This is a genomic window from Marinoscillum luteum (assembly GCF_044005705.1).
In the GTDB taxonomy this organism is placed as follows: domain Bacteria; phylum Bacteroidota; class Bacteroidia; order Cytophagales; family Cyclobacteriaceae; genus Marinoscillum; species Marinoscillum luteum.
On record NZ_JBIPKE010000007.1, the window covers coordinates 91659 to 115677 of the forward strand.

Annotated in this window: 21 protein-coding genes; 8 read left to right on the forward strand and 13 right to left on the reverse strand. The window is 45.1% G+C overall.

The window, feature by feature from the left end:
• The first annotated feature begins 1 nt into the window (after nt 1).
• The 3 genes from ACHKAR_RS00835 to ACHKAR_RS00845 are packed head-to-tail and all read left to right on the forward strand — an operon-like array spanning nt 2 to nt 2858.
• On the forward strand, nt 2-958 hold the full coding sequence (locus tag ACHKAR_RS00835) for an electron transfer flavoprotein subunit alpha/FixB family protein (RefSeq protein ID WP_159580405.1): 957 nt from the start codon (nt 2-4) through the stop codon (nt 956-958).
• Nucleotides 958-1554: a bifunctional nuclease family protein gene (locus ACHKAR_RS00840; protein WP_159580403.1), complete on the forward strand. Its 597-nt coding sequence runs from the start codon at nt 958-960 to the stop codon at nt 1552-1554. The genes ACHKAR_RS00835 and ACHKAR_RS00840 overlap by 1 nt, the downstream gene beginning before the upstream one ends.
• A 17-nt stretch (nt 1555-1571) precedes the next feature.
• Complete coding sequence (locus tag ACHKAR_RS00845) at nt 1572-2858, forward strand: NupC/NupG family nucleoside CNT transporter (protein WP_159580401.1); 1287 nt, start codon at nt 1572-1574, stop codon at nt 2856-2858.
• Here the strand turns inward: ACHKAR_RS00845 and ACHKAR_RS00850 are convergent.
• Both ACHKAR_RS00850 and pckA read right to left on the reverse strand, forming a co-directional pair.
• Nucleotides 2855-3229 carry a methylglyoxal synthase gene (locus tag ACHKAR_RS00850; protein WP_159580399.1) on the reverse strand — a complete coding sequence of 125 codons (375 nt, stop codon included), beginning with the start codon at nt 3227-3229 and terminating at the stop codon, nt 2855-2857. The genes ACHKAR_RS00845 and ACHKAR_RS00850 overlap by 4 nt on opposite strands.
• Nucleotides 3230-3293: 64 nt before the next feature.
• Entirely contained in the window at nt 3294-4928 is a 1635-nt protein-coding gene (gene pckA / locus ACHKAR_RS00855; protein ID WP_159580397.1) for a phosphoenolpyruvate carboxykinase (ATP), read from the reverse strand.
• A gap of 272 nt (nt 4929-5200) precedes the next feature.
• Here pckA and ACHKAR_RS00860 point away from each other — a divergent pair, with 272 nt between their 5' ends.
• On the forward strand, nt 5201-6685 hold the full coding sequence (locus ACHKAR_RS00860; protein WP_395415778.1) for a peptide MFS transporter: 1485 nt from the start codon (nt 5201-5203) through the stop codon (nt 6683-6685).
• Nucleotides 6686-6744: 59 nt separating this feature from the next.
• Here ACHKAR_RS00860 and ACHKAR_RS00865 read toward each other — a convergent pair whose 3' ends face one another.
• From ACHKAR_RS00865 to ACHKAR_RS00875, 3 genes are all read right to left on the reverse strand, one after another.
• Nucleotides 6745-7413: a hypothetical protein gene (locus ACHKAR_RS00865; RefSeq protein WP_395415779.1), complete on the reverse strand. Its 669-nt coding sequence runs from the start codon at nt 7411-7413 to the stop codon at nt 6745-6747.
• Between the two features lie 111 nt (nt 7414-7524).
• On the reverse strand, nt 7525-9171 hold the full coding sequence (groL, locus tag ACHKAR_RS00870; protein WP_159580391.1) for a chaperonin GroEL: 1647 nt from the start codon (nt 9169-9171) through the stop codon (nt 7525-7527).
• A 45-nt stretch (nt 9172-9216) separates the two neighbouring features.
• Nucleotides 9217-9495 (reverse strand): co-chaperone GroES, encoded by a 279-nt coding sequence (locus tag ACHKAR_RS00875; protein WP_159580389.1) that lies wholly within the window; start codon nt 9493-9495, stop codon nt 9217-9219.
• A gap of 219 nt (nt 9496-9714) precedes the next feature.
• Here ACHKAR_RS00875 and ACHKAR_RS00880 point away from each other — a divergent pair, with 219 nt between their 5' ends.
• Nucleotides 9715-10431, forward strand: coding sequence for a hypothetical protein (locus tag ACHKAR_RS00880; protein WP_395415780.1), 717 nt, complete (start codon nt 9715-9717; stop codon nt 10429-10431).
• On the opposite strand, the gene secG is transcribed toward ACHKAR_RS00880, so the two are convergent.
• The 6 genes from secG to ACHKAR_RS00910 form a co-directional block, all read right to left on the reverse strand.
• The gene (secG, locus tag ACHKAR_RS00885; RefSeq protein ID WP_395415781.1) at nt 10424-10777 is read right to left on the reverse strand and encodes a preprotein translocase subunit SecG; all 354 of its coding nucleotides are present in this window, start codon (nt 10775-10777) and stop codon (nt 10424-10426) included. The genes ACHKAR_RS00880 and secG overlap by 8 nt on opposite strands.
• Before the next feature lie 7 nt (nt 10778-10784).
• Nucleotides 10785-12146, reverse strand: coding sequence for a tetratricopeptide repeat protein (locus tag ACHKAR_RS00890; RefSeq protein WP_395415782.1), 1362 nt, complete (start codon nt 12144-12146; stop codon nt 10785-10787).
• A 39-nt stretch (nt 12147-12185) separates the two neighbouring features.
• Nucleotides 12186-12707 (reverse strand): LPS assembly lipoprotein LptE, encoded by a 522-nt coding sequence (lptE, locus tag ACHKAR_RS00895; protein WP_395415783.1) that lies wholly within the window; start codon nt 12705-12707, stop codon nt 12186-12188.
• Complete coding sequence (locus ACHKAR_RS00900; protein ID WP_159580379.1) at nt 12688-13986, reverse strand: sigma-54 interaction domain-containing protein; 1299 nt, start codon at nt 13984-13986, stop codon at nt 12688-12690. Before ACHKAR_RS00900 ends, lptE begins: the two co-directional genes overlap by 20 nt.
• Nucleotides 13986-15449, reverse strand: coding sequence for a tRNA (N6-isopentenyl adenosine(37)-C2)-methylthiotransferase MiaB (miaB, locus tag ACHKAR_RS00905; protein ID WP_395415784.1), 1464 nt, complete (start codon nt 15447-15449; stop codon nt 13986-13988). The genes ACHKAR_RS00900 and miaB overlap by 1 nt, the downstream gene beginning before the upstream one ends.
• 80 nt (nt 15450-15529) lie before the next feature.
• Complete coding sequence (locus tag ACHKAR_RS00910) at nt 15530-16252, reverse strand: YceI family protein (protein ID WP_395415785.1); 723 nt, start codon at nt 16250-16252, stop codon at nt 15530-15532.
• 92 nt (nt 16253-16344) lie between these two features.
• Here ACHKAR_RS00910 and ACHKAR_RS00915 point away from each other — a divergent pair, with 92 nt between their 5' ends.
• From ACHKAR_RS00915 to ACHKAR_RS00925, 3 genes are read left to right on the forward strand one after another with little or no spacing between them, the layout of a single operon-like run.
• Nucleotides 16345-16860, forward strand: a complete 516-nt coding sequence (locus ACHKAR_RS00915) for a gamma carbonic anhydrase family protein (protein WP_159580373.1) — start codon at nt 16345-16347, stop codon at nt 16858-16860.
• The gene (locus ACHKAR_RS00920; RefSeq protein ID WP_395415786.1) at nt 16853-17374 is read left to right on the forward strand and encodes a DinB family protein; all 522 of its coding nucleotides are present in this window, start codon (nt 16853-16855) and stop codon (nt 17372-17374) included. The genes ACHKAR_RS00915 and ACHKAR_RS00920 overlap by 8 nt, the downstream gene beginning before the upstream one ends.
• A gap of 36 nt (nt 17375-17410) precedes the next feature.
• Nucleotides 17411-17761 (forward strand): phage holin family protein, encoded by a 351-nt coding sequence (locus ACHKAR_RS00925; protein WP_395415787.1) that lies wholly within the window; start codon nt 17411-17413, stop codon nt 17759-17761.
• A 7-nt stretch (nt 17762-17768) separates the two neighbouring features.
• On the opposite strand, the gene ACHKAR_RS00930 is transcribed toward ACHKAR_RS00925, so the two are convergent.
• Both ACHKAR_RS00930 and ACHKAR_RS00935 read right to left on the reverse strand, forming a co-directional pair.
• Nucleotides 17769-18695, reverse strand: a complete 927-nt coding sequence (locus ACHKAR_RS00930) for a PorP/SprF family type IX secretion system membrane protein (protein ID WP_159580367.1) — start codon at nt 18693-18695, stop codon at nt 17769-17771.
• A gap of 15 nt (nt 18696-18710) precedes the next feature.
• Nucleotides 18711-24002 (reverse strand): gliding motility-associated C-terminal domain-containing protein, encoded by a 5292-nt coding sequence (locus ACHKAR_RS00935; protein WP_395415788.1) that lies wholly within the window; start codon nt 24000-24002, stop codon nt 18711-18713.
• Nucleotides 24003-24019: the final 17 nt, after the last annotated feature.

Consider the following 24019-nt stretch of genomic DNA (forward strand, 5'->3'; position numbering starts at 1 on the left):
GATGTCAGCATTAGTATTTGTAGAAATAGAAGAAGGAGCAGTAAAGAAATCCTCCCTGGAGGCGGTGAGTTATGCTGCGCAGGTAGATGGATCTGCCGTGGCTATCGTATTTGGCGCGTTAAGTGATGATGAAGCCTCAAAAATAGGAGCGGCCGGTGCTTCGAAAATATTGCATGCCAGCGATGAGAAATTGGCCACACCCAATATCATGGCATATGCTTCGGCCATAGCAGAGGCAATGGAAAAGGAAAGTAGTTCCTTGTTGGTGTTGGCTAAGTCATCTCTTGGTGACCCTGTGTCGGCCCGAGTGGCCATCAAAACCGGAGCATCATTGGCCACCAATGTGGTGGACCTTCCGGATACATCGGGCGGGTTCAAGGTGAAGTGTAGTATCTACACAGGAAAGGCTTTTGCAATGACCACACTAAGTGGTGATAAGAAAATACTCGGTCTTAAAAAGAACGCTATTGCTATCAAAGAGGATGGAGGATCTGCAAGTGTAGAAACCTTTTCACCTACTTTGAACGATGCGGACTTCAAGGTGAAGGTGACCAGCAGGGAAAAGGCAACAGGTGAAATATTACTACCAGAAGCAGATTTGGTGGTGTCTGGTGGCCGTGGATTGAAAGGCCCCGAGAATTGGGGAATGATAGAGGAGTTGGCCAAAACGATAGGAGCGGCTACTGGCTGTAGTAAACCTGTTTCAGACATGGATTGGAGACCACACCACGAACATGTGGGCCAGACAGGTGTAAAGGTGAGTCCATCTCTTTATATTGCTGTAGGAATCTCCGGAGCCATTCAGCATTTGGCAGGTGTCAATTCCTCCAAGTACATATTGGTCATAAATAAAGATGCAGAGGCACCTTTCTTCAAAGCCGCTGATTACGGTGTGGTGGGAGATGCATTCGAGGTAATACCAAAACTAACAGAAGCGATCAAGGCACAGCAAGGTTAATGGCAGATAAAATCAAATTAGAAATACTAGGACTCTCATCGAGTCAATCACAATCTGGATCATTTGCATTGGTACTGGGTGAGGTAGGCGGAAACCGTCGCCTCCCCATTATCATTGGGATGTTTGAAGCCCAGGCGATTGCCATCGAAATAGAGGAGATCACTCCCAACAGGCCCATGACGCATGACTTATTTAAGTCGTTCGCATTTAATCTGGGGTATGATATCAAGGAGATTTATATCTCCGATCTGAAAGAGGGGGTCTTTTTCGCTAAAATCATTTGTGAGTCAGGGGGAAATCAATTTGAAATAGACGCCCGACCATCTGATGCTATCGCGATTGGTCTGAGATTTAAAGTAGATATATACACCCATGAGTCCATCCTGACTGAAGCTGGTATTGTACTTACAGACGAAGAGGAAGAAATCACTGAGGTGAAACGTAAGTCTACCGGCTCAGGTAAGCCTGAACCTGTTTCCAAAAAATTGGAGGACTTACCCTCGGATCAACTCAACAGTATGCTGGATGAGGCATTGGCTCAGGAAGATTATGAGCGAGCAGCCAAGATTCGGGATGAAATCAATAAACGAAACTAACTCACCACAGGATTTTGATGGATGTACTCAGGGCTGCATTTGGGCTGATATTTTTGGTAGGTGTAGCCTATCTTTTTTCACTTAAGCGAAAATCTGTTGACTGGAGGCTCGTGCTTACCGGTATCGCGCTACAAGTGATATTTGGTCTGCTGATTACACAGATAGATTTTGTTCGGCAGGCGTTCAATTGGATCAGCCGTCAGTTCGTGGTGTTGCTGAGCTTCTCAGGAGATGGGGCATCCTTTCTGTTTGGCAGCCTGATGGACACGGAGAACATGGGCTTTATTTTTGCCCTTCAGGTACTTCCCACGGTTATTTTCTTCTCTACTGTGACCTCAGGTCTGTATTACCTCGGCGTGCTTCAGTGGATTGTGAAGGGCATTGCCTGGATCATGACACGAACAATGAAGCTTTCAGGGGCTGAATCTCTTTCAGCAGCGGCTAATATTTTCCTTGGACAAACCGAAGCACCATTGCTGGTGCGACCGTTTGTGCCTAAAATGACCAATTCAGAATTAATGTGCCTGATGACAGGGGGTATGGCCACCATTGCAGGTGGTGTGCTGGCTGGTTATGTGGCCTTTTTGGGAGGCGGAGACCCTGTGGCCCAGGAACGATTTGCAGCTTATCTGCTCAGCGCTTCTATTATGAACGCACCAGCAGCTATAGTGATGTCTAAGATCATGTTGCCGGAACTTAACCGAGATCAGATCAATACGGATTTGACAGTATCCTCAGATACTATGGGGGTGAATCTGGTGGATGCTTTGGCCAGAGGTGCAGCCGAGGGCTTGAAGCTGGCCCTAAATATTGGTGCTATGCTGTTGGCCTTTATTGCACTAATTGCAGCGATCAACTATATACTGATGGCGCTTGGTGATGTCACAGGTCTGAATGCTGTGATCGTTTCCAGTACCAATGGTAGTTTCGATGGTTTTTCATTAGAGTATATACTTGGTCAGTTCTTCAGGATTTTTGCCTTTGTCATCGGTGTGGACTGGAATGAGTCCTTGCAGGTGGGTAGCCTTTTGGGTCAAAAAGTAGTGGTAAACGAGTTTGTAGCCTACCTGGGACTGTCAGAGTTTGTAGCTGAGGGAGCTCTTAATGAGAAGTCCATCGTAATAGCGACTTACGCCCTTTGTGGATTTGCTAATTTCAGCTCCATTGCCATCCAGATTGGTGGTATTGGTGGGATGGCTCCAACACAGCAGGGTAATATTTCAAAATTGGGACTTAGGGCATTATTTGCGGCCACCCTTGCTACGATGATGACCGCCTCCATTGCCGGAGCACTAATGGTCTAGCTATCTATCTTCTTAAGTAGCGAGTTCATCATGAGCCCTGCAGCTGCAGGATTGGTAGCCAATGGGATGTCATGTACATCGCATATCCTCATGAGCATTTGCACATCGGGTTCGTGTGGGTGTTTGCCCATGGGGTCTCTAAAGAAAATGACCATGTCGAGCTTCTTCTCAGCCGCCTCAGCTGCGATCTGAGCATCACCGCCCAGCGGGCCTGATAAATAACGATGTACTTTCAGTCCAGCTTTTTCTACGTGCGACCCTGTGGTTCCTGTGGAGACTAGTTCTACCTTTTCTAACCAGTCTTTGTATTTGAGCAGAAATGCTACCATTTCAGCTTTTTTGCCATCGTGGGCGATAATTGCGATTTTCATGGGGGCAAAATAAAAAATGGCAGCCAATTAATTGACTGCCATCCATGATTAAATCATTTTCATTTTAAGCCTCCACTTTCATGGGGTACTTTTTATTAGGCTGCGGTTCTCCTTCCAGGATCTCCTTGCTGGCATATTCTCTGAACTTATCAAAGTTCCTGTTGAATTTCAGCGCAAGTTCATTCGCCTTTTTGTAGAAAGCTTCGTCGTTTTTCCAGGTCTCACGAGGGCTCAGAATCTCATTTGGTACATTCGGGCACGTCAGGGGCATCTCCGCACCAAAAATGGAGTGCGTTCGGTATCCCACATTTTCCAACACACCAGAAAGGGCAGCGGAAATCATAGCGCGTGTGTACTTGAGTTTGATTCTGGATCCCACACCGTAAGGGCCACCTGTCCATCCGGTATTAATGAGCCAAACTTTCACTTCGTTTTCCTCCATTTTCTTACCCAGCATTTCTGCATAAGCAGTAGGGTGCAGTGGCATGAACGGCGCTCCAAAACATGCTGAGAACACAGGTACTGGCTCGGTGATGCCCGCTTCGGTGCCAGCTACCTTGGAGGTGTATCCGGAGATGAAGTGATACATGGCCTGACCTTTGGATAACCTCTGAATAGGAGGGATTACGCCATAGGCGTCACAGGTAAGAAAGAATATGTTCTTCGGTAACCCTCCAACGGATGGCTTAGCGATGTTTTTGATGCTTTCGATGGGGTAGGAGACACGGGTGTTTTCGGTTACCTCTGTATTGCTATAGTCTACCGTGCGGGTATTTGGAATGAATCGAGTGTTTTCCAAAATGGCACCATATTGAATGGCGTTGAAAATATCCGGTTCGTTCTCCTCGCTAAGGTTGATCACTTTGGCATAGCATCCACCTTCGAAATTGAATATGTTATTGTTGGTCCATCCGTGCTCATCATCACCAATCAATAGGCGCTCCGGATCTGCTGAAAGGGTGGTTTTCCCTGTTCCGGAAAGTCCGAAATAAATGGCCGTATCGTGTTTTTCAACTCCCATATTAGCAGAACAGTGCATAGGTAACACATGATCTTCGGTGGGGAGCAGGAAGTTGAGCACTGAGAAAATGCCTTTTTTGATTTCCCCAGAATAAGCGGTACCACCTATAAGGATGATCCGTTTGGTCATATTGATAATGGCGAAATTACCCTGTCTGACGCCATCTGTTTTTGGATCCGCTTCAAATTCAGGACAGCAGATTACGGTAAAATTGGGATCGAAATCCTGCAGTTTGTAGTCAGGAGGGGTGATGAACATGTTGTAGCAGAAGAGGTTGTGCCACGCAAGCGTGTTCACTACTCTCAACTTCAGCCTGTGCGTTTTATCCGCCCCGGCATAGGCGTCACGTACATAGACTTTTTTGTCCTCGAGAAACTTCAGCATCTTGGCGTGGATTTTATCGAAGTTCTCCGGACTCACAGGTCTGTTGATATCACCCCACCATACTTTGTCCTGGGTTTTTGCATCTTCCACAATAAAGCGATCCTGAGGTGATCTTCCGGTATATTTTCCGGTATCGCACATCAAAGCGCCAGTATCCGTAAGGTGTCCCTCACCATTTCTGACTGAATCTTCAATCAGTTCTGCGGCATTAAGGTTCCAGAATGCCTCTTTCACTTTGAGAATCCCGGCGGCCTCCAGTCCTACTTTCTGAGATTTTAATCCTTTTTCGTTCATTGTTTTCGGGGGTTTAGCCTTTGAATAACAAATCAAAGGTCAATATATAGGTTGTTTATAAGTCTGATATTGGTCAGTATGTGAGGTGTTTTTTGTTGTTTGCAATCGTTTGCAATACAAATTTAAGCCGGATGCGTCAAAAAGAGAAACTTTAGGGGTGATATGGTTTAGGAAGTTTTGAAATGCCTTGGTCTAGATATATTTCATTATTATTGTTGGTTGCGTAAAGTGCGTATTTAAATAAACATTAACCTACTTTATTTTTTTGATCAATGAGTTCTGAAAGCACGTTTTTTGGCCACCCCAGGGGACTAGCCACCCTGTTTTTTACGGAAATGTGGGAAAGGTTTAGCTATTATGGTATGCGGGCCATTCTTATCCTTTTTATGACCACAGAAACGGCCCAGCAGGGGCTGGGTTTGGATGTGGAGACTTCTGCGGCAGTTTATGGTTTGTATACTGCGGCAGTTTACCTCCTCTCTCTACCCGGTGGATGGCTGGCTGATAATGTTTTCGGCCAACAAAAATCTATTTGGTACGGTGGTATTCTAATCATGGTTGGTCACTTGATTCTGGCCATACCCGGTTCGCAGGAGATTTTCTTTATCGGCCTGGGCTTTGTGGCGATGGGTACGGGTTTCCTCAAGCCAAACATAAGCTCCATTGTGGGGGATCTCTATGGCGATGACAAAGGAGCGAAGCGTGATGCTGGATTTTCAATTTTCTATATGGGCATCAATCTGGGGTCTCTTTTGGGGCAAACGGTCGTGAGCTTTTTAGGAGAGAAGGTAGACTGGCATATGGGTTTTGGAGCTGCAGCGGTTGGGATGTTTCTCGGACTGATCCAGTATAAACTCACCCTGGGTACCCTCAAGGGCATAGGCATGAAGCCCGAGAAGAAAGTGAAGCTACCGGGAGAGAAAAGTGGGGCCACATTCACCTATGCGCTGACAGCAGGTGCTATATTGTTAATATTCGTAATGCAATATTTGGGTATTGTGGACGTGACCACCGCGCGTGGGATAGCAGAGAGTGTGGGAGTCCTCATAGTGGTGGTGACTCTGGCTTATTTTGCCAATATATTTATCTCAGGAGGGCTGGATATGGCAGAGCGCAAGCAGGTTTTTGTGATCTTTCTCTTGTTTATTGGGGCTTCAGTTTTTTGGGCGGGCTTTGAGCAGGCCGGATCCACCCTCAATCTGTTTGCCAGAGATTACACTGACCGGATGATTTTTGGGTATGAACTACCCGCAGGTATTCTTCAGAATTTTAACCCGTTTTTCATTATTATACTTTCTCCTGTATTTGGAGCGATCTGGATTCGACTGGCAGCCAAGCAAATGAACCCAAGCACCCCTATCAAGTTTGGTTTTGGTTTACTCATGATGGCAGTGGGCTTTTTGGTTATGTATTTCGCCGCTGTAATTGTGGTACAAGGTACCAAAGCGGGCATGGGTTGGCTGATCGTGACGTACCTTTTTCATACCACAGGAGAGTTGACCTTGAGTCCGGTGGGCTTGAGTGCCACCACTAAGCTGGCTCCTCGAAAATATTATAGCCAGATGATGGGTATATGGTTTGTAGCCACGGCCCTCGGTAACCTTATTGCGGGACTTTTTGCCGGTGGATTTGACCCTAATGACGCCTCTCAGGTGCCGGGACTGTTCATGTCAGTAGTGCTCCTGGGAGTGGGTAGTGGTATCATGTTCCTGATCTTCTCCGGATTTATGAGAAGGTGGATGGGTAATGTGAGGTAATAGCCAATAGTCCGATAGCCATAAAAAGCCGCTCGTAGCTACAGCTACGAGCGGCTTTTTTATTTTGAAAACTTGACACCAATTGAAAACTCGATTCCCTCCAGCAGGATGGCCGTGTCTTCAAGATCGACAGTCTTGGTTTGAATGCCTGAAGCAGTGGTGCCGCCTGTGTAAGAGCCCGTGAGGTGAGAAGATGCTGCCCCTTTGAGGTATTGAGATTCTGCAGTGATAGAGAAGTTGTCGTTCACTTTGAATTCGAATTCAACCCCCGCCATCCAGCCAAGACCCAGCTGGTCTTTGAGTTTGAAATCTGAGTTGAGCACTTCCCAGCCTTCATAATTTCTAAATGCCCGATCCATATTTCCTTCATTGATTCGGGTGTTGATATTCCACCAACCAAAACCACCAACCAGCAGTTTGATTTGCATGGGGCCAAATGGAATTTTAAAGAAGAGTTCCATAGGGACCAGCAGGGCATAATGCGGCCCTGTGAGAGGTTTTTCGTATTCGAATGGGAGTTTTTCCATGGCCAGGCCAGGGATGCTATAGAGGGTGGCTCCGGTCTCCACCCCAATCTTGTTGCCCAGGCCGATGCCTCGTACAGAAAAAGGGCTCACAGGTGCTGAGAGATAGCCGTTTTTGGGTATGAGGTAAGAGAAGGAGACGCCTTGCCCAAAAGACATGTAGCCGAAAAAAATACATAGTACCAGAATGAATAGTCGCTTCATAAGAGTTGAGTTATCTGGTGAAGATATGTTTATTGCGACTGGTCTAAAAAGTGAGGAGAAAAAAAAAGCCCGATTGCTCGGGCTTTTTTTGTTCTTAATGAGGAAATGGGATTACATCATGCCACCCATTCCGCCCATGCCACCTGGCATTCCGCCTGGCATGCCACCACCAGCAGCTTCTTCTTCTGGATGATCAGCTACCACACACTCTGTAGTCAATAGGAGTGCAGCGATAGACGCAGCGTTCTCCAAAGCCAAACGAGTTACTTTGGTAGGGTCAATGATACCAGCTTTGAACATGTTCACATATTCACCTGTAGCAGCATTGAAGCCGTAATCGTCTTTGCCTTCTTTCACAGCATTCACTACCACAGAAGCTTCTCCGCCAGCGTTGTTCACGATGGTTCTAAGTGGCGCCTGAATGGCATTGTATATGATTTTCACACCAGTAGTCTGGTCGATATTCTCCAATTCAAGACCTTCGATGGCCTTAAGCGCTCTGATGAGGGCTACACCACCTCCAGCTACGATACCTTCCTGTACGGCGGCTCTGGTAGCGTGAAGAGCATCGTCCACACGGTCTTTTTTCTCCTTCATCTCTACTTCAGTAGCAGCTCCTATGTAGAGGATGGCTACACCACCAGAAAGCTTAGCAAGTCTTTCCTGTAGTTTTTCCTTGTCGTAATCAGAAGTAGTATTTTCGATTTGAGATTTGATCTGGTTGACTCTCGCAGCGATATCTTCTGTTTTACCAGCACCATTTACGATGATGGTATTGTCCTTATCGATGCTGATTTTCTCTGCAGTACCCAGGTAATCCAAAGTAGCATTTTCCAGCTTGTAACCTCTCTCTTCTGAGATCAAAGTACCACCTGTCAGCACTGCGATATCCTCAAGCATTGCTTTTCTTCTGTCACCGAAACCTGGAGCTTTTACAGCAGCAATTTTCAATGAACCACGGATTTTGTTAACCACCAAAGTAGCAAGGGCTTCGCCTTCCACATCTTCAGCAATGATCAACAAAGGTCTTCCTGTCTGAGCAGTTGCTTCAAGGATAGGAAGGAGTTCTTTCATGCTGGAAACTTTCTTATCATAGATAAGAATGTATGGGTTTTCCAACTCAGCTTCCATCTTCTCTGTGTTGGTCACAAAGTAAGGAGAGAGGTAACCTCTGTCAAACTGCATACCTTCTACAGTTTTTACTTCAGTCTCTGTTCCTTTGGCTTCCTCTACAGTGATCACACCATCTTTACCCACTTTTTCCATGGCGTCAGCGATCATTTTACCGATCTCAGCGTCGTTATTGGCAGATACTGAAGCCACTTGAGAAATCTCCTCTGAAGTGCTGATGTCCTTAGACTGAGCTCTCAGGTTTTCGATTACTTTAGCCACCGCTTTGTCAATACCTCTTTTGAGGTCCATTGGGTTAGCACCAGCGGCTACGTTTTTGATACCATGTCCAAATATCGCCTGGGTCAATACCGTAGCAGTAGTAGTACCGTCACCAGCATCATCTGCGGTTTTTGAAGCTACTTCTTTTACCAATTGAGCACCCATGTTTTCGATTGGGTTTTTCAGCTCAATTTCCTTGGCTACCGATACACCATCTTTAGTGACTGTAGGTGCGCCAAATTTTTTGTCAAGAATTACATTTCGGCCCTTTGGTCCAAGGGTTACTTTTACTGCATCGGCAAGGATGTCAACACCTCTCTTGATGCTATCTCTCGCTTCTGTGTTGAAGAAAATATCTTTAGCCATAATTGTATATGATTTGAATTTTTAGATTGTGATAAATGAATTTTATTATACGATACCGTAGATATCGCTTTCTTTCATGATCAAATACTCTTTACCGTCAATGGAGATTTCCGTACCAGAGTATTTACCATACAAAACCTGGTCACCTACTTTTACATTGATAGGCTCGTCTTTCTTACCAGTACCAATCGCTACGATTTCACCTCTTTGAGGCTTCTCTTTTGCCGTGTCAGGAATGATGATCCCTGATGCAGTTTTTTCTTCTGCGGCCGCTGGCTCCACAAGAACCCTATCGGCTAGTGGTTTGAAATTAACTTTTGACATGTGTGTGAATTTTATGGTTTAGTCAATTAATGAAAAAATATTGCTGATAGGCCAAGTAGCATTTTACATGCCAATCGTATAAAAAGGGATGATAAGGCAATAAATGGCAGATAAATACTGACAAAATATCAGAGTAATTTTTTCAATGTCAGGCTGTCTGTCAGTTTGCCATTTAGAATTTTCATGTTTAAATTCTTGGAGATAAAAATTGATAGACATATGGGAAATTTGAATCATGATTGGCTGACAGAAGGTATGATCGATTACGAGTATAAAAAGTATGTTCTGTTGGCTTATTTAAAGGACATCAAGCAGCATTTTGACTCTGCAGAATTGTTTCCGTTTTTATCGGACCTTATTATGCACTATAAGAACCTGTTGAATGTAAAATCAAACAAGGAACTTATCTACGAGCATTTTCCTAAGTCCATCTCTCGTGCCGACTTCAAAAAACTGAAGTTTACTTATCACCGAATGATACAAGATGATGAGATGATGCAGGAAATTGAGGATATCATTGGGTTTGCACTACCCAAGCTGGAGGGGAGTATCAATGAGGGGAAGGAGCTGTATGATCTGGTGGAGGATAATCTGGAGGTAAGTGCAGTGGGGCTTACCCCGATTTATGCCAAAGAGGGCTATGTACTGGTGAATCAGGATGCCAAAAGGGATGTGTCTGTATTTCGATACCAGATATCAGTTTTCGAAAATGCTGACGAAAAGTACCGTGGCATTAGCACTACTTTTCTGACCAACGATTTCAGGGATATTTCCAGGACTTATGAGCAGATCAAGATGGACCTTGTTCGTAGGTTCAGAGAACTTCCTAACCCGGCCACTTTTCTGGTCGTGAGCAAAATGAAATTTCCGCTGCCACAGACCATACTGCCTGTGGCTAAGAGGATGCTCGTAAGAAAGATAGAGGAGATTAATTAACAGAATCTTCTTCAAGACCAAGGTCTCCTGAAGGCTGCTCTGTTGACTGGATGCTCTGAGTAGGAAGCACTGACTCCTGGGCACTTTCTATGTTAGGAGAAGTGAGTGTCTGGGTGTCATCTTCCACAAAGAAATTGGTAGTAAGTGTGAGCACAAGCATAGCTATAGCCAAACCCCAGGTGAGTTTTTCCAGGATGTCACCCGTTTTTTTCACACCCATGATCTGCTGTGTGCCAGCCCCGCCAAATTGGCTAGAAAGTCCACCCCCTTTAGGGTTTTGGGCCAAAACAACAAGAATCAACAAAAATGCTACAAGGATGATAATGCTAATGATAAGGGCGTACATTCTAAATCTATTGGTTTATTTTCTTGATAATGTCCGCAAAGTAAGTTGTTTTTTCAGGAAATCGCACTATGAGGGCCTCATATATTTGAACGGCACGATCCTTTTTGCCTTGCTGCAAATAGATTTCGGCAAGATACTCCGAGGCAATTTCCGGGTGCAACTCTGTACTGGTGCCGGAAAGGTCTACCTGAGCATTGGCAGCGGATTTGCTGGCAGGCGAAATGGACGGGTTGCTTTTAATGAAATTGGTGATGATATCGTCCTGATTTACCCTTTTGGGCTCACCCTTGTCGTCCTTTTTATTGCCCTCTTCTGACTTCTTCTTGTCCTTTTTCTGCGTTTTCTTTTTTGGTGTATCGGCAGACTTCTTCTTGCTCTCGGGCTTTTGCTTAGTGGTTGTTGGTTTGGCTTTGCCAGCGGCTTTGGTCGCTTTGGCTTTGGCTGGCTCCTTCGCTACTTTTTTGGACTCAGCTTTAGTCTTTTTAGGTTCCAGAGGTTCATTCTCTTCTGTAATCCTTGATACCCTGGCCGATCGAGATTCGGATGGTTTCCTTACGATATCGCGAGGCTTCTCTTCTTCCGGATCCGTATCTGGTTGGGGTTCGTCAGTTTTTTCGGCAGTTGGTTCTTCTTTCTGTGGTGACTCCACCGCTTCTGCCACTTCAGATTCTTCCTCTGCTACTGGTTCCTCAGGAGTGTCAGCTTCAATGGGCTCCTCTTTGAAAGAAGCAGCAGATTCAGGTGTTACTTCTTTTGTTTCCTCCGGTTCAGGGGCTGCAGTGGTCTTTTGCGTAGCTTTTTTGACCGCATTGTCCACAGCCTCTTCTTCAGCCAGTTCATTTTCTATTTTGTTGAATTTGGCTCTGTTGATTTTTAATTCCTCCAAATCGCGATAGAGCTCATCAATGATGTGATCTAAATCAGAGGATTTGCTCGTTTCTGGCACTGGAGGCTCTGGAGCAGGTGCCTCATCCTGGATGATGGGCTTCGGTTGAGGCTTTGGTTTGGGAGGTTCTTCTTTGGTGATCTGTTTACTTTGGGCAGTGGTGATTCTGTTGGTTTTGATGGTGTCGGTAAGGTCGCGCTCTCTGTCTGCTTCGTGAGACTCATGCACCGTCAGTGGACTCAGGAAAATTAATTCATCATTGATGTATCGCTTGAGTAAGGCACGATCGGTAGCATATACAGCGGCAGAGGAGATGTTCGCGCCAGCATTTTTAGACTTCAGGATTTTACTACCTTTTGCTAAGAGGGTCCTTGCACCCTGAAAGTAGGGATAATCATTGACAAGTGCTTCCAACTGTCCCAAAGATTCCGTGTCCAGATCGGAAGGCGTCCTCAAATACTCAACGAATTTCTGTTTGTTCACAGGAATTTATGTTTCGGTGAAAATCTAAATTAAGAAAAATTACCAATTTGCCACAGAGGCATTGAATATATCGAGGATTATTTGGTCAAATATCTCCTCTACAAGGACCTGTTCTTCGGATGAAATGTCCTGAGAGTTGTCAAAATCTTTGAAAAAGGAGAATTTTCGCTCAAAATCAAACTCGTCATCCTGCGTATTGATATAGCTGGCAAAGACAGTGATGGTGATTCTTGACATACTGGCAAAGTCAGCCTGATCGTCGGTTCCAGAAGCAGTGGCCGATACAGGTGTAATGGTATAATCAGCGATATAACCATCTATTTGCAGATCACCATTGTCATCCACCAGAGACAGACTGGTATTCTGTTGATAGTAATCCTTGATGCTTTCGGTGAAAAGCACACTCATGTTGGATGGACCAAGAGTGGCATTATTAAAAAAGGTTTGAATGGAGATGGTCTTCACGGTGGGAGAGATGGAAGCCCCTGTGAAGCTATAGACGCCACACCCTGAAAGAATGACGAGCGAGCCAAGCAGGGCACTAAATACTATCAATCTCATATTGCTTGATTTTTCTATAAAGTGTTCTTTCAGAAATCCCCAGATCTTTGGCTGCATACTTTCTTTTATTATTATTCTTTTTCAATGCCATAATGATCATTTCCTTCTCTTTCTTTTCAAGAGAAAGGGAATCACCATCGTCGGTTTCATGTGTGATGTCTTCTATGTCGTATTCGTCCTCAACAATCCGGTCACGGGTATTTTGCTCCCTGGTAGACTCCAGCATGATCGGCTTGATGGGTGGATGGTCATAGTCTTCATTGCGTTCGGGCCTGTTATAGGCCTCTACATCATTGAACAAACGCTCATGTTGGGACAAAATTTCACTTCGGGAGCCATCCTCCGACAAAATCTCATGGATCAGCGATTTCATCTCGGACATGTCTTTTTTCATATCGAAAAGAACTTTGTAGAGTAGATCACGCTCTGAGAAGTTCTCTGAATTCTCCGTTTTCCCAATAAGGGCAGGGAGGTAGGAGGTGGTTTTAGGAAGGTATTTCAGAAGTGTGTCAGCATCAATTTCACGTTCCATCTCTAGCACGCTCATTTGTTCCACCAGGTTTTTAAGCTGACGTATATTGCCGGGAAATCTGAACTTCAGGAGCATTTCCTGCGCACCTTCAGTGAGGTAGGCAGGTTTGGTCCTGTATGTCTCGGAAAAATCCGAAGCGAACTTCCTGAAAAGTAAAAGGACATCCTCACCACGTTCTCTGAGAGCTGGCACCTGTATAGGTACCGTATTGAGGCGGTAGTAGAGGTCTTCTCTGAACTTATTTTTCTCAATGGCGGCATTCAGGTCCACATTGGTAGCCGCGATCACCCGTACGTCTGTCTTCAAAACCTTGGATGAACCTACTTTGATAAACTCACCGTTTTCCAGGACTCTGAGTAATCGGGCTTGGGTACTTACCGGCAGTTCCCCGATTTCATCCAGGAAGATGGTACCACCATTGGTAACTTCAAAATACCCTTTTCGGGATTCGTGCGCCCCTGTAAAAGCTCCTTTTTCATGGCCAAAAAGTTCCGAGTCGATGGTTCCTTCAGGAATGGCTCCGCAGTTGATGGCAATAAACTGTCCATGCTTGCGATGAGAAAGACTGTGAATGATCTTGGAAAAGGATTCTTTGCCCGCACCACTTTCTCCGGAGATCAGCACACTCATGTCAGTAGGCGCTACCTGCATGGCTATTCTGATAGCGTTATTGAGTTTTGGTGAGTTACCAATGATCTCAAAACGCTGCTTGACAGCCTGTACTTCCGAACTTGTTTTGTAATCCATTATGCTATCACCTCCCCGAATAGTGTAGCTGCAGTGCAGTCATACACTTTCACCTGAACGTATTCGCCTTTTTTAGCTCCATTGTTTTTGAAAATGACCACCTTGTTGGCAGTGTTTCTGCCTTGCAGATCGTCATTAGATCTCTTGCTAAACCCTTCAACCAACACCGTGAATGTTTTCCCGATATCTCGCTGGTTTCTGGCCAGCGAGAGCCCGCGCTGGGTGTCTATGACTTCCTGAAGCCTTCTTTTTTTGACTTCCAATGAAATGTCATCTTTGTATTTTTTGGCCGCTAGTGTTCCTGGTCGCTCAGAGTAGAAAAACATGTACGAGAAGTCGTACTGCACATACTCCATGAGAGAAAGTGAGTCCTGGTGCTCGGCCTCTGTTTCGGTACAAAATCCGGTGATCATGTCAGAGCTGATGCCACAATCTTCTCCAAGGATCTCACGAATCGCATCCACTCGGTTGATGTACCATTCCCGATCGTAGGTTCTGTTCATTAGTTCCAGTACCCGTGAGTTGCCGCTCTGTGCCGGTAGGTGAATGTACTTGCAGATGTTCTCATAGCGCTTCATTGTATGAAGCACCTCGTCGGTGATGTCTTTGGGGTGCGATGTGGAGAATCTCACCCTCAGCTCAGGGTGTACCTGCGCCACCATTTCCAGCAAATTAGCAAAATTGACGACTTGATTTACCTCTTGCTTTTCCAGTCGGGCTTTGTTGTTTTCTTCCGGTGACCACTTATAAGAGTCCACATTTTGCCCCAGGAGGGTCACTTCGCGGTACCCTTTGCTAAAAAGATCCTGGGCTTCGCTGATGATGGAATGAGGGTCTCTTGAGCGCTCCCGACCCCTGGTGAAGGGCACCACGCAAAAGGAGCACATGTTGTCACAGCCACGCATAATGGAGATGAAAGCAGTCACTCCATTGGAGTTGAGCCTTACCGGAGAGATATCTGCATAGGTCTCTTCACGAGAAAGGAAGGTGTTTACGCCTTTTTGACCTTCCTCGGCCTGTCTTACAAGGTTAGGCAAATCTCTATAGGCATCCGGGCCTACCACCAGGTCAACAATTTTCTCCTCTTCCAGTAGATTGCTTTTGAGGCGCTCGGCCATACAGCCCAGTACACCTATGGTGATTTCTGGCCGCTCAAGCTTGATTTTATTAAACTGGGTAAGCCTTTTTCTGATGGTTTGCTCCGCTTTTTCACGAATAGAGCAGGTATTCAGGAGAATCACATCTGCAGCTTCAAATGAAGCGGTGGTGTCGAATCCCTCTTTTTGGAGTATAGATGTAACGATCTCGCTATCAGAGAAATTCATCTGACAGCCGTAGCTTTCTATGTAAAGTTTTTTGGCTGTTTGATTATTACTTTCTTTCGAAACTTTTACCTCACAGTGCTCTTCCTGCACGTCATTGCTTTGGTCCAAAATTTCCAGGTCCTCTATCAACTGAGTCATAGTGGGTCAATTATTTAATGGGCAAAGATAAGTAGCAAACTTAAGACAATGACATCTTGTCAGTATTTCTGAGGCTAAATTTATCTGGTCACTTCCAGGTTTAGTCCCACATTCACCGTGTTATAAATGAACCGATCCTTGGCTTTGTCTATCACACTGGCCTCATCACTGTAGGAGAGGTTCCAATCTGTCCGATCGATGTTGAATTTGGCTTCTGCACGGATAGATTCTGGATTGAAGCTTATATCGGCTGGGAAAGTAATACTTCTGGTAGCACCTCTCAGGGTCAGGTTTCCGGTAATCAGATGTGTAGGGTTGGCAACCATGAATGAACTCAATGTGGCTGGCGTGTACTCAGATTCGAATTCCTGGGTGTCTTTTGGCAGCGCTGTTGAATCGAAAGGAGTTACTTCTACAATCTCAAAGGAAGCAGTGGGGAAACTGTCCGTCTCAAAGAAATCCTCTGACATCAAGTGGTCTTTTAGCTTCTTACTCCTTGCAGGATCTTTCATAAGATCCATCACTTGTAGTCTTCGAACAGCCATTTCGAATTTTCCACCAACAATTTCATTGTTGAGTACAGCAAGTTGACCGGTAGTGAAGGGAATGATTCCATTGTGTTGACCTTTAGGCTTACTTCCGATCCATGTAACCACAGACGAAGCTGTATCAATATCAATCCATGTGGCTTTTTCTGATACAGACACGACCTCTTGCTCTGCCCCGGCTTCCAGGTTTTTTTCGGTAGGAGTAGAGCATGAGGAGATCAAGGTCAGCGTGAATAGGCCAATCATAAGTTTCATTGTGGGGGCATTCATATTCCTGATTTCATTTTTTGTTTTAAAACATTACCTTAACAGCCGACAAGTTAGGAAGTTTAAAAAAGAGATGATTTATGGCTTTGATAAAATCTGTACGTGGTTATACTCCTGAAATAGGGAAGGAATGCTGGCTCGCCGAAAATGCAACCATCGTGGGTGAAGTGATCATGGGAGCGCAATGTACAGTATGGTTTAATGCAGTCATCCGTGGGGATGTTAACTACATCAAAATAGGAGATCGTACCAATATTCAGGATAATGTCACGATTCATGGTACTTTTGAAAAAGCGCCTACCAATATTGGGAGTGATGTGTCCATTGGGCACAATGCCATCGTGCATGGGTGTACTGTTCAGGATCAGGTACTCATTGGGATGGGCGCTATGGTAATGGATGGAGCGGTGATTAAGACAGGAGCCATCGTGGCAGCCGGAGCGGTGGTGCTGGAAGGCACTATTGTGGAAGAGAACAGTATTTATGCCGGAGTGCCCGCTAGAAAGGTAAAGGATGTGGAAGGCAAAAATCGGGAAATGCTGCTGAGGATTGCCGGTAATTATATCAAATATGCAAACTGGTTCAAAAATGAATAAGATAGGTAAACCCAAACCTGAAGAGTACGCCAACTTCTACCGAGGATATATTGAATTGGTGGGAGATCAAGATGTAATAGATTATTTGTCAGATCAGTCAGACTCATTCTCTACGTATCTCGAAAAGATACCAAAGGAGAAAATGAGCTTTGCTTACCATGAAGGGAAGTGGACCGTGGCTCAGGTATTGGGTCATATAATAGATACGGAGCGGGTAATGGCTTATCGGATTCTTCGGTTTTCCAGACAAGATAAGACCCCCATTCCTGGATTTGACCAAAATACATATGTGGAAAATTCGTTTTTCGAAGCGAGGAGTATCACTTCCCTGAGGGCAGAGTTGATGGGACTCAGGGCAGCAAACATCGAATTAATCAAATCACTGACCGAAGAGCAAACAAAGTACACGGGGCAATCCAACGAAGTGATTTTCTCAGTAAGAGCTCTGGTATATATTCTCGGAGGCCACCTGGCACATCATTGGAATATTTTAAAAGAGCGATACGAGGTATAGTGCTCAACGTACATTAACCAATCAAATAGAAAAGCTATGAACTTTATTGTCCGATTACTTTTATCAGCATTGGCCGTTATTATCGTGTCGTATTTGCTTCCCGGTGTTTATGTGGAGGGATTTTTGGCCGCTGTAATACTGGCCTTGGTGCTGTCCCTACTGAACCTTACCATTAAGCCAATTCTTATTCTGCTGACGATTCCTTTGACGGTTTTCACCTTGGGATTATTTCTCCTGGTAATCAACGCCTTAATTATCTTAATAGCTGATGCTATTATTCCCGGATTTGAGGTGGCCGGTTTTTGGTGGGCACTGCTTTTTAGCTTGTTACTTTCCTTGACCAATGCCCTCCTCACGGATCTCAGTGGAGCTAAGAGGAATAACTAATCGAGCACTAGAAATAAACCGGACACTGAGGATCTTTCTTATAATTCCTTAGTTTGATTCGGTAGTTGACCAAAATCTCGTGTGACCCGCTGGTTTCTGTAGTGATCTCACTGGTGGTAGCGTCATAAGCATACCCTACACGGAAGTTTTCATTAAGAATTAACTGACCGATGAAGGTGATGTCATTAGAGTTTCTGTAACTAATTCCGGCATAGGCGATATTGTCAAAAATAACCATTGCCGTTATGTCATAGGCAAATCTGTTTTGTTCCTGTCCTCTCAAAAGGATGGAAGGAGATAGCTTGATAGATTCGGTCAGGGGGAGAATCACCCCACCAGTGGCGTAATAATATCTGCTTTCTCTGGAATCAGCTGCTACGGCATCACTCTCATCAATCACAAGTGTTCTGTTTTCCAGAATATAGGGTACCGAAAACCCCACATACATATGTGGATTAGCGAAGTATAGCCCGGTCCCGAAATTTGGAGTAAAGCGGTTTACAGTACCGGAGAGCAACTGGTCATCTTCATCAAAGACAGAGAGTTTACTGAAATCAGAGGCCCGGCTGTCAAAGCCTCCCTGCAGGCCCATGGCCAAAATCCCGAAACTCATTTTGATTTTGTAAGCATAGCTGCCATACACAGATACACTTTCCGTAATGCCTACCTGGTCACGTGTCGCTTGCAATCCCACACCAATTCTGTTCGAATTGAAAGAAGAGTGGGCCGTAAGCGCCTGATAGACCGGTGCACCCTCCACGTTGATCCACTGTTCTCGATGTACAGCTATGACTGAAAAAACATTGAGACTGCCTGCATAAGCAGGGTTGATCAATAAACCATTAAAAGGGTAAGTAGAGGTGAGGGCCCGCATCTGGGCAGATGCTATGACCCCACTCAATATGAACAAAATGCCTGCTATGTATTTTTTCATGCTCATCAGTGTAAATTAACGAACTAACTCTAAATATCCATTCACTACTTCAGTTCCATCGCCTTTATCAATGAAGTAGAAGTAAGTACCTACCGGCAGTTTCAATCCGTTTCTGCCCACATTACTCGTACCGTCAAACCTTCTGTCGATGTTATTATAACCTTTGGTTTCGTAAACCAGAGAACCATCGCGGTTATAGATACTCACCCGGTTGTTAGGGAAGTAGTCAATACAATCAATGATCATAAAGTCATTCTTTCCGTCACCATTGGATGAGATACCATTGTAGATTTTCAATGCAGCGGTAATCTCAAATTCACGTGTATAATCACATCCATTGTCAGATCTAAACCAAACGCTCCAGATGCCTGGCTCAGCTCCAATCAACTTCACATCACTAGAGACTGAAATTCCATCAGGATTAATCCAGGAGATTGTATCTATCTCATGGAATACCTCAAAGTAGATATCAGCCGTTCCGTTGAACTGATTTGCTGCACCGTCTTCTGTTCTCAAACAAATGGACCCCGTGGTGAATACTTCGAATTCAGGATCTTCAATGCCATTCAGGATTTCCACCGAAACTCTCGCAGATACACATCCGGTTGAGATTTTGATAGCCTCTACCAGGTAGGTTGTGGTATCCAGGGTAGACACATCGCTGCCCGTAAATACCGGAGTTGTCAGGTTGCCCTGCTCGTACCAGTTGAAAGTATAGCCTTCGGTATTTCCATTTACTCTGGCTAATGCACGTCCATCAGGGTAGATACAGTTGGTTCGGTCAGACACCTTCACCAAAGTAGGGAGCCCAACGGTTTCCGTTGCATCCATGATGTTGAATTGCTGATATCCTATACATCCGGTGATTTTGTCAATAGCCGCCGTAGTGTATACTCCGATATTCAGTGAATCCACACTCTGCTTATTGCTAACAAATGGAGAGAGTCCGGTTGTATCAGAGATGGCACCTTCATACCAAAGGAACGTATATCTGAATAGCTCGCCTTCTGTGAAACCAATAGTGGCTCTTCCATTTGGTAATGTAGGATAGCAAATGGTCACATCATTGATGATGTCCACTCTAAAGTCAGGAGTATCTCGCAGGTCTTTGACCGTAACAGCGCGAGGTACAGAAGTACAGAAGGCGTCTGTTCCATCTACTACATAGACAGTATAGGTACCGGCCTCAAGTCCTGAGTATACTGTTCCGATCCAATCCGCTTGTGTAGGATCTGGAGTACCCGCGGTTTGATCACCGATAAACCAGTAGAACTGATAATCAGATGCTGACTTGCCATCAGGGATGTTATTCACCTTGGCCGCCAGTCTACCGTCAGGATTTACACAATTTGAATTACCCTCAGAAGTAACTGATAGTTTCAACGGATCTGGATAATCATCAATCATCGTGTAGTTTTCCGAAACCGAACAGCCGGTTGCCACCTCCGTGATGGTCACGGTATAAGTGTCCGCCGCCAGGCTATCAGCTGTCGCATTGTTAGCTTCTACAACGATACCAGCAGAGTTGGTCCACTCAAAAGTGTACAATGTATTATCCTGAGAGCCATTGGCACTCACGGTAAGTGAGCCATTTGGATTATCAGGGTCACAGTTGGTTTGAAGAGAGAAAGCTTCAAGTGTAATTCCTGGTCTGGTAGTCTCATCTGTGATCTCAATCTGATAGATATCCGTACTACATCCGGTAATGTTACTCACAGCAATCACATAGTATTCATCAGGCACCACATCAAATCCTGTATCATTAAATGAAAGGATCGGGCTAGGGCCACTGTAGATCAATGAGTCATTCGGGTTTCCAATGGTAGGATCACCATTATAGAAATAGTAAGTATAGTCTGTCAGATTGCCAATATTGATCATTGTTACCTCAAAGAACGCATTGGAAGGCGAACAAGCAGTCATACTCACCGAATCAATAGCAACAATCCTCAGTTCTTCAGGTTCATTGGTCAGCGTGAAGTAGGCGTTGGATAGACAACCGACATTGACATTCACAACTTCCACTTCAAACTTACCCTGATATTGTCCGCTGAGTGTATCGTTGGACGATATGCTTCCTGTGATTCTGGCATTGGTGCCTGGATCCACTTCATACCAGTTAAAGGTATATGACGAATCAATATGAATCGGATCGTTAGCATTGTCCGGGATTGCCAATAGCATTCCGTTTGGAGTGGTACCTGTTTCCGAACACGTAGAGTCCGCTTCTACCTGGATGATTTGAATCTGAGGGTAGAAAGGATTGTCCTTTATCACAAATTGTACTTTTTCAGAATCACAATTAGAATCATTTTTCCTTATGGCAGCATAGTAAGTACCTGCACTTAAGCTATCAAGTTTCATTGTGGTAGCAGGGTCCCCATCGGTCATCGGAGTGACTCCATCTGATGCGAATAGCAGCAGGGTGTAATCACTTACTATGGTCAATGAATCTGCGCTGTTACCCATACTCAGGTCAGTACCCTGGTATCTTATCTGGGTAATGACAAAAGAGCCATTTCCAACAGTGAAACAAGTCAGGTTTTTGTTCACTTCGTAAGAAATAATAATCGGGTAATCGGGATCGTTCTGAACTTCGATCGTTTGTGTAGACACACATCCGGTGTTGTTGTTTGTGATCTCTACGGTATAGAAATCATCTGGCAGGTTCTGCACAAGTTCAGTACTATCGGACTCTCCAAGTACCACACTCACCTCATTGCCCGCACTCGCAGAAGTACCCACATACCACTGATAGTCATAGTTTCCAGCAGAAGGAGCTATTCCATCAATCTCTCTGATCTCAATCAATCCCTGCGCGATTCCTCCACCATCACAGTTGGCATTAGGGATCATCACCAGTGAATCAATTTCAGGAAGTCTGCTCTTATCCAGAATGATCAACTCAAGAGACCCATTCGAACATCCCGTCACCCTATGAGTGGCCAGGAAGGTGATGGTATCTGGTAACAGATTTGAAAGACTGATAGCCGCGGGAGCATTTAATACTTGAGGGAAGCCAGCCTGTCCAATACTTGAGGTAATCGTCCAGTCGTAATCAGCAACCAGGCCTGCAGCACCCTGATAGGTGATGTCGTTATCATCTATCGTAACCGCTCCATTTCCGGCTCCACATAGTGTATTGTGAGTGACCTGTCCATCTGGAATATTGATGGTCGGGTAGCTTAGATTCTCAAGTACCTCATAAGTGAAATTAACAGAACATCCGGAAGTGACATCCGAGATTACCGCCGTATAGTTCCCTGCAGAAAGGCCGCTTAAGGTAAAGGTGTTGGCTGATGAAGAAGCTGTTCCTTCTGCTGGGGTTACAGCAGGGGAAGTTGGCAAACTTCCATTTCTCCAGTCCACAGTATAAGCGTTGGCCACCCCGTCGGTCAGTAACGTAATCTCAATAGAACCAACGCCTGTAGTAGTACAGCTTGTATTAGGCTCTATAGTAGTCACAGATGTTTCAGGGTAAGCTATGTCTTCCACAATCTGGAATGGGAAGCTATTAGACTCACAATCATACACCTGATGCGTAGCATTGATGAAGTAGTTACCCTCACTTAGACCTTGCAGATCCGCATCTGTAGTTACAGCTGTGATCAGTTGTTGGTTTGCGTTTAGCAACTGCAGATCATATGTTCCGATCAGGTTGGCTACACCACCATCCACTGCTTCACCAGAGACAGATGTTGGACCATCCTGAGTAGTCAATGTAATGCTGTTGATCACTACCTCTCCGTTCGCAGTACAGTTGGTCTGACTATTGGCTGTCAGTGTCATGTTGATGGCAAATGTGGAGTCTTGTAATACGGATTTAGCAATTACATTATTACAATTGGCATTCGGATTAGTAGTGTCCGTCACTCTCGCAAAATACCTGGCAGTAGCCAACCCACTGATAGTAGAAGTAGGAGGGGTGGTGCCAGAAATGGTAATTGAAGGAGTGAATCCACCTGCTGATGGAACTCCATCGGCTAATAGTTCTGCACTTCCTGGATTAGAAACGGTACCCAGATACCAGTCTATGGTATAGTTGGCATCCATATCAGCTCCGGTAATTGAGAGCGTCAACTGTCCGTCAGCATTGGCCACATCGCATGAAGAATTCAACCTATCCAGTGCTATACTCAAAGTAGGCTGCTCTGTATCATAGTCAATGATTACACTTCTTAGCGGTGTAGTACAACCTGTTACAGCGTCATTGGCCGACACGAAATAGGTGCCAGGAGATAGGTCAGCAGAGGTGCTAGCTCCGGTAAATGTGGAAGCACTTGGAGTGACACCATCGCTTTCATATAAGGTAAAGGTGTAACCTGCTGTTCCAACTAATGCTCCATTCAAGGTCACGTTGTTGACAACCACTTGTCCATTGTGTGGACTACAATCAGTGATAGGAGTTCCTACAATTTGATTGGCAGCAATTTTGATCACATCAGGGTTATCTTCAACTTCTACTACAATCATATCTGTACATCCGGTTCCTTCGGATGCCGTAGCCTGAGCAGTCACCACAATGGTATAGAATCCAGCGTTTAGGTTGGTAGCTGAGAAGTTGCCCACTCCACTCAGATCACCTCTGAATGTACCAGCAGTACCAGTTCCTTCATACCAGCTAAAGTCATAATTTGCTTCGTCTGTATCAGGTGCCAGGATAGCCAGCGTGACAGACCCATTTCCACCAGTACAGTACGTATCCTCAGTAACCACAGGAGTGTCGAACGTAGGCTCTATTCCATCCTGACCAACAGTTACATTGACGACCTGCGAACGACAGAGGTTGTCCACCAGGTTTTCTACGTATACCGTATAAGTGCCAGGTAGTACACTGGACACACTGTCATTCACTGAATTCACAGGATGTTGAATTGCACCAACATTCAGCCCGGCCCAGGTGAAGGCATAATCTCCTCCACTTACACTCAGGTCAACCGCAATGCCATCCATGAATATTTTGGTAATCTTGATGGTTCCGTTCGCATTGTTGTTATCACAGTTGGTATCATCAGTGGTGATGATATCAACGCGTTTGATCTGATAGACCGGATTGTCTTCTTTGAGCGTGTATGTGGCAACAGACTTACATCCATTGTAAGGATCGTTGGCATCATAAGCCACTACGGTGTACTTACCTGAAGGAAGCCCTTCGATGGCTGAAGAGTCCGCAGCAGTCACATCGATGGTACCACCGAAGTTGGCAGCGTTTGTGATCTCCATAGCTGCGATAGTGGTATCGGTACCAGCCCACCATCTGAAGAGGTATTCAGTCACATCGATTCCCGGAGTACCTGTGATTTTCACTTCAAGCTGTCCATCTC

Bases quoted from the DNA above. Each gene is read 5' to 3' on its own strand.
- ACHKAR_RS00835 (WP_159580405.1), top strand. From the start codon at position 2: ATGTCAGCATTAGTATTTGTAGAAATAGAAGAAGGAGCAGTAAAGAAA.
- ACHKAR_RS00840 (WP_159580403.1), top strand. From the start codon at position 958: ATGGCAGATAAAATCAAATTAGAAATACTAGGACTCTCATCGAGTCAA.
- groL (WP_159580391.1), bottom strand. From the start codon at position 9,171: ATGGCTAAAGATATTTTCTTCAACACAGAAGCGAGAGATAGCATCAAG.
- lptE (WP_395415783.1), bottom strand. From the start codon at position 12,707: ATGAGATTGATAGTATTTAGTGCCCTGCTTGGCTCGCTCGTCATTCTT.
- ACHKAR_RS00910 (WP_395415785.1), bottom strand. From the start codon at position 16,252: ATGAAACTTATGATTGGCCTATTCACGCTGACCTTGATCTCCTCATGC.
- ACHKAR_RS00860 (WP_395415778.1), top strand. From the start codon at position 5,201: ATGAGTTCTGAAAGCACGTTTTTTGGCCACCCCAGGGGACTAGCCACC.
- ACHKAR_RS00875 (WP_159580389.1), bottom strand. From the start codon at position 9,495: ATGTCAAAAGTTAATTTCAAACCACTAGCCGATAGGGTTCTTGTGGAG.
- ACHKAR_RS00930 (WP_159580367.1), bottom strand. From the start codon at position 18,695: ATGAAAAAATACATAGCAGGCATTTTGTTCATATTGAGTGGGGTCATA.
- ACHKAR_RS00920 (WP_395415786.1), top strand. From the start codon at position 16,853: ATGAATAAGATAGGTAAACCCAAACCTGAAGAGTACGCCAACTTCTAC.
- miaB (WP_395415784.1), bottom strand. From the start codon at position 15,449: ATGACTCAGTTGATAGAGGACCTGGAAATTTTGGACCAAAGCAATGAC.
- ACHKAR_RS00865 (WP_395415779.1), bottom strand. From the start codon at position 7,413: ATGAAGCGACTATTCATTCTGGTACTATGTATTTTTTTCGGCTACATG.
- secG (WP_395415781.1), bottom strand. From the start codon at position 10,777: ATGTACGCCCTTATCATTAGCATTATCATCCTTGTAGCATTTTTGTTG.
- pckA (WP_159580397.1), bottom strand. From the start codon at position 4,928: ATGAACGAAAAAGGATTAAAATCTCAGAAAGTAGGACTGGAGGCCGCC.
- ACHKAR_RS00845 (WP_159580401.1), top strand. From the start codon at position 1,572: ATGGATGTACTCAGGGCTGCATTTGGGCTGATATTTTTGGTAGGTGTA.
- ACHKAR_RS00915 (WP_159580373.1), top strand. From the start codon at position 16,345: ATGGCTTTGATAAAATCTGTACGTGGTTATACTCCTGAAATAGGGAAG.
- ACHKAR_RS00925 (WP_395415787.1), top strand. From the start codon at position 17,411: ATGAACTTTATTGTCCGATTACTTTTATCAGCATTGGCCGTTATTATC.
- ACHKAR_RS00850 (WP_159580399.1), bottom strand. From the start codon at position 3,229: ATGAAAATCGCAATTATCGCCCACGATGGCAAAAAAGCTGAAATGGTA.
- ACHKAR_RS00880 (WP_395415780.1), top strand. From the start codon at position 9,715: ATGGGAAATTTGAATCATGATTGGCTGACAGAAGGTATGATCGATTAC.
- ACHKAR_RS00900 (WP_159580379.1), bottom strand. From the start codon at position 13,986: ATGGATTACAAAACAAGTTCGGAAGTACAGGCTGTCAAGCAGCGTTTT.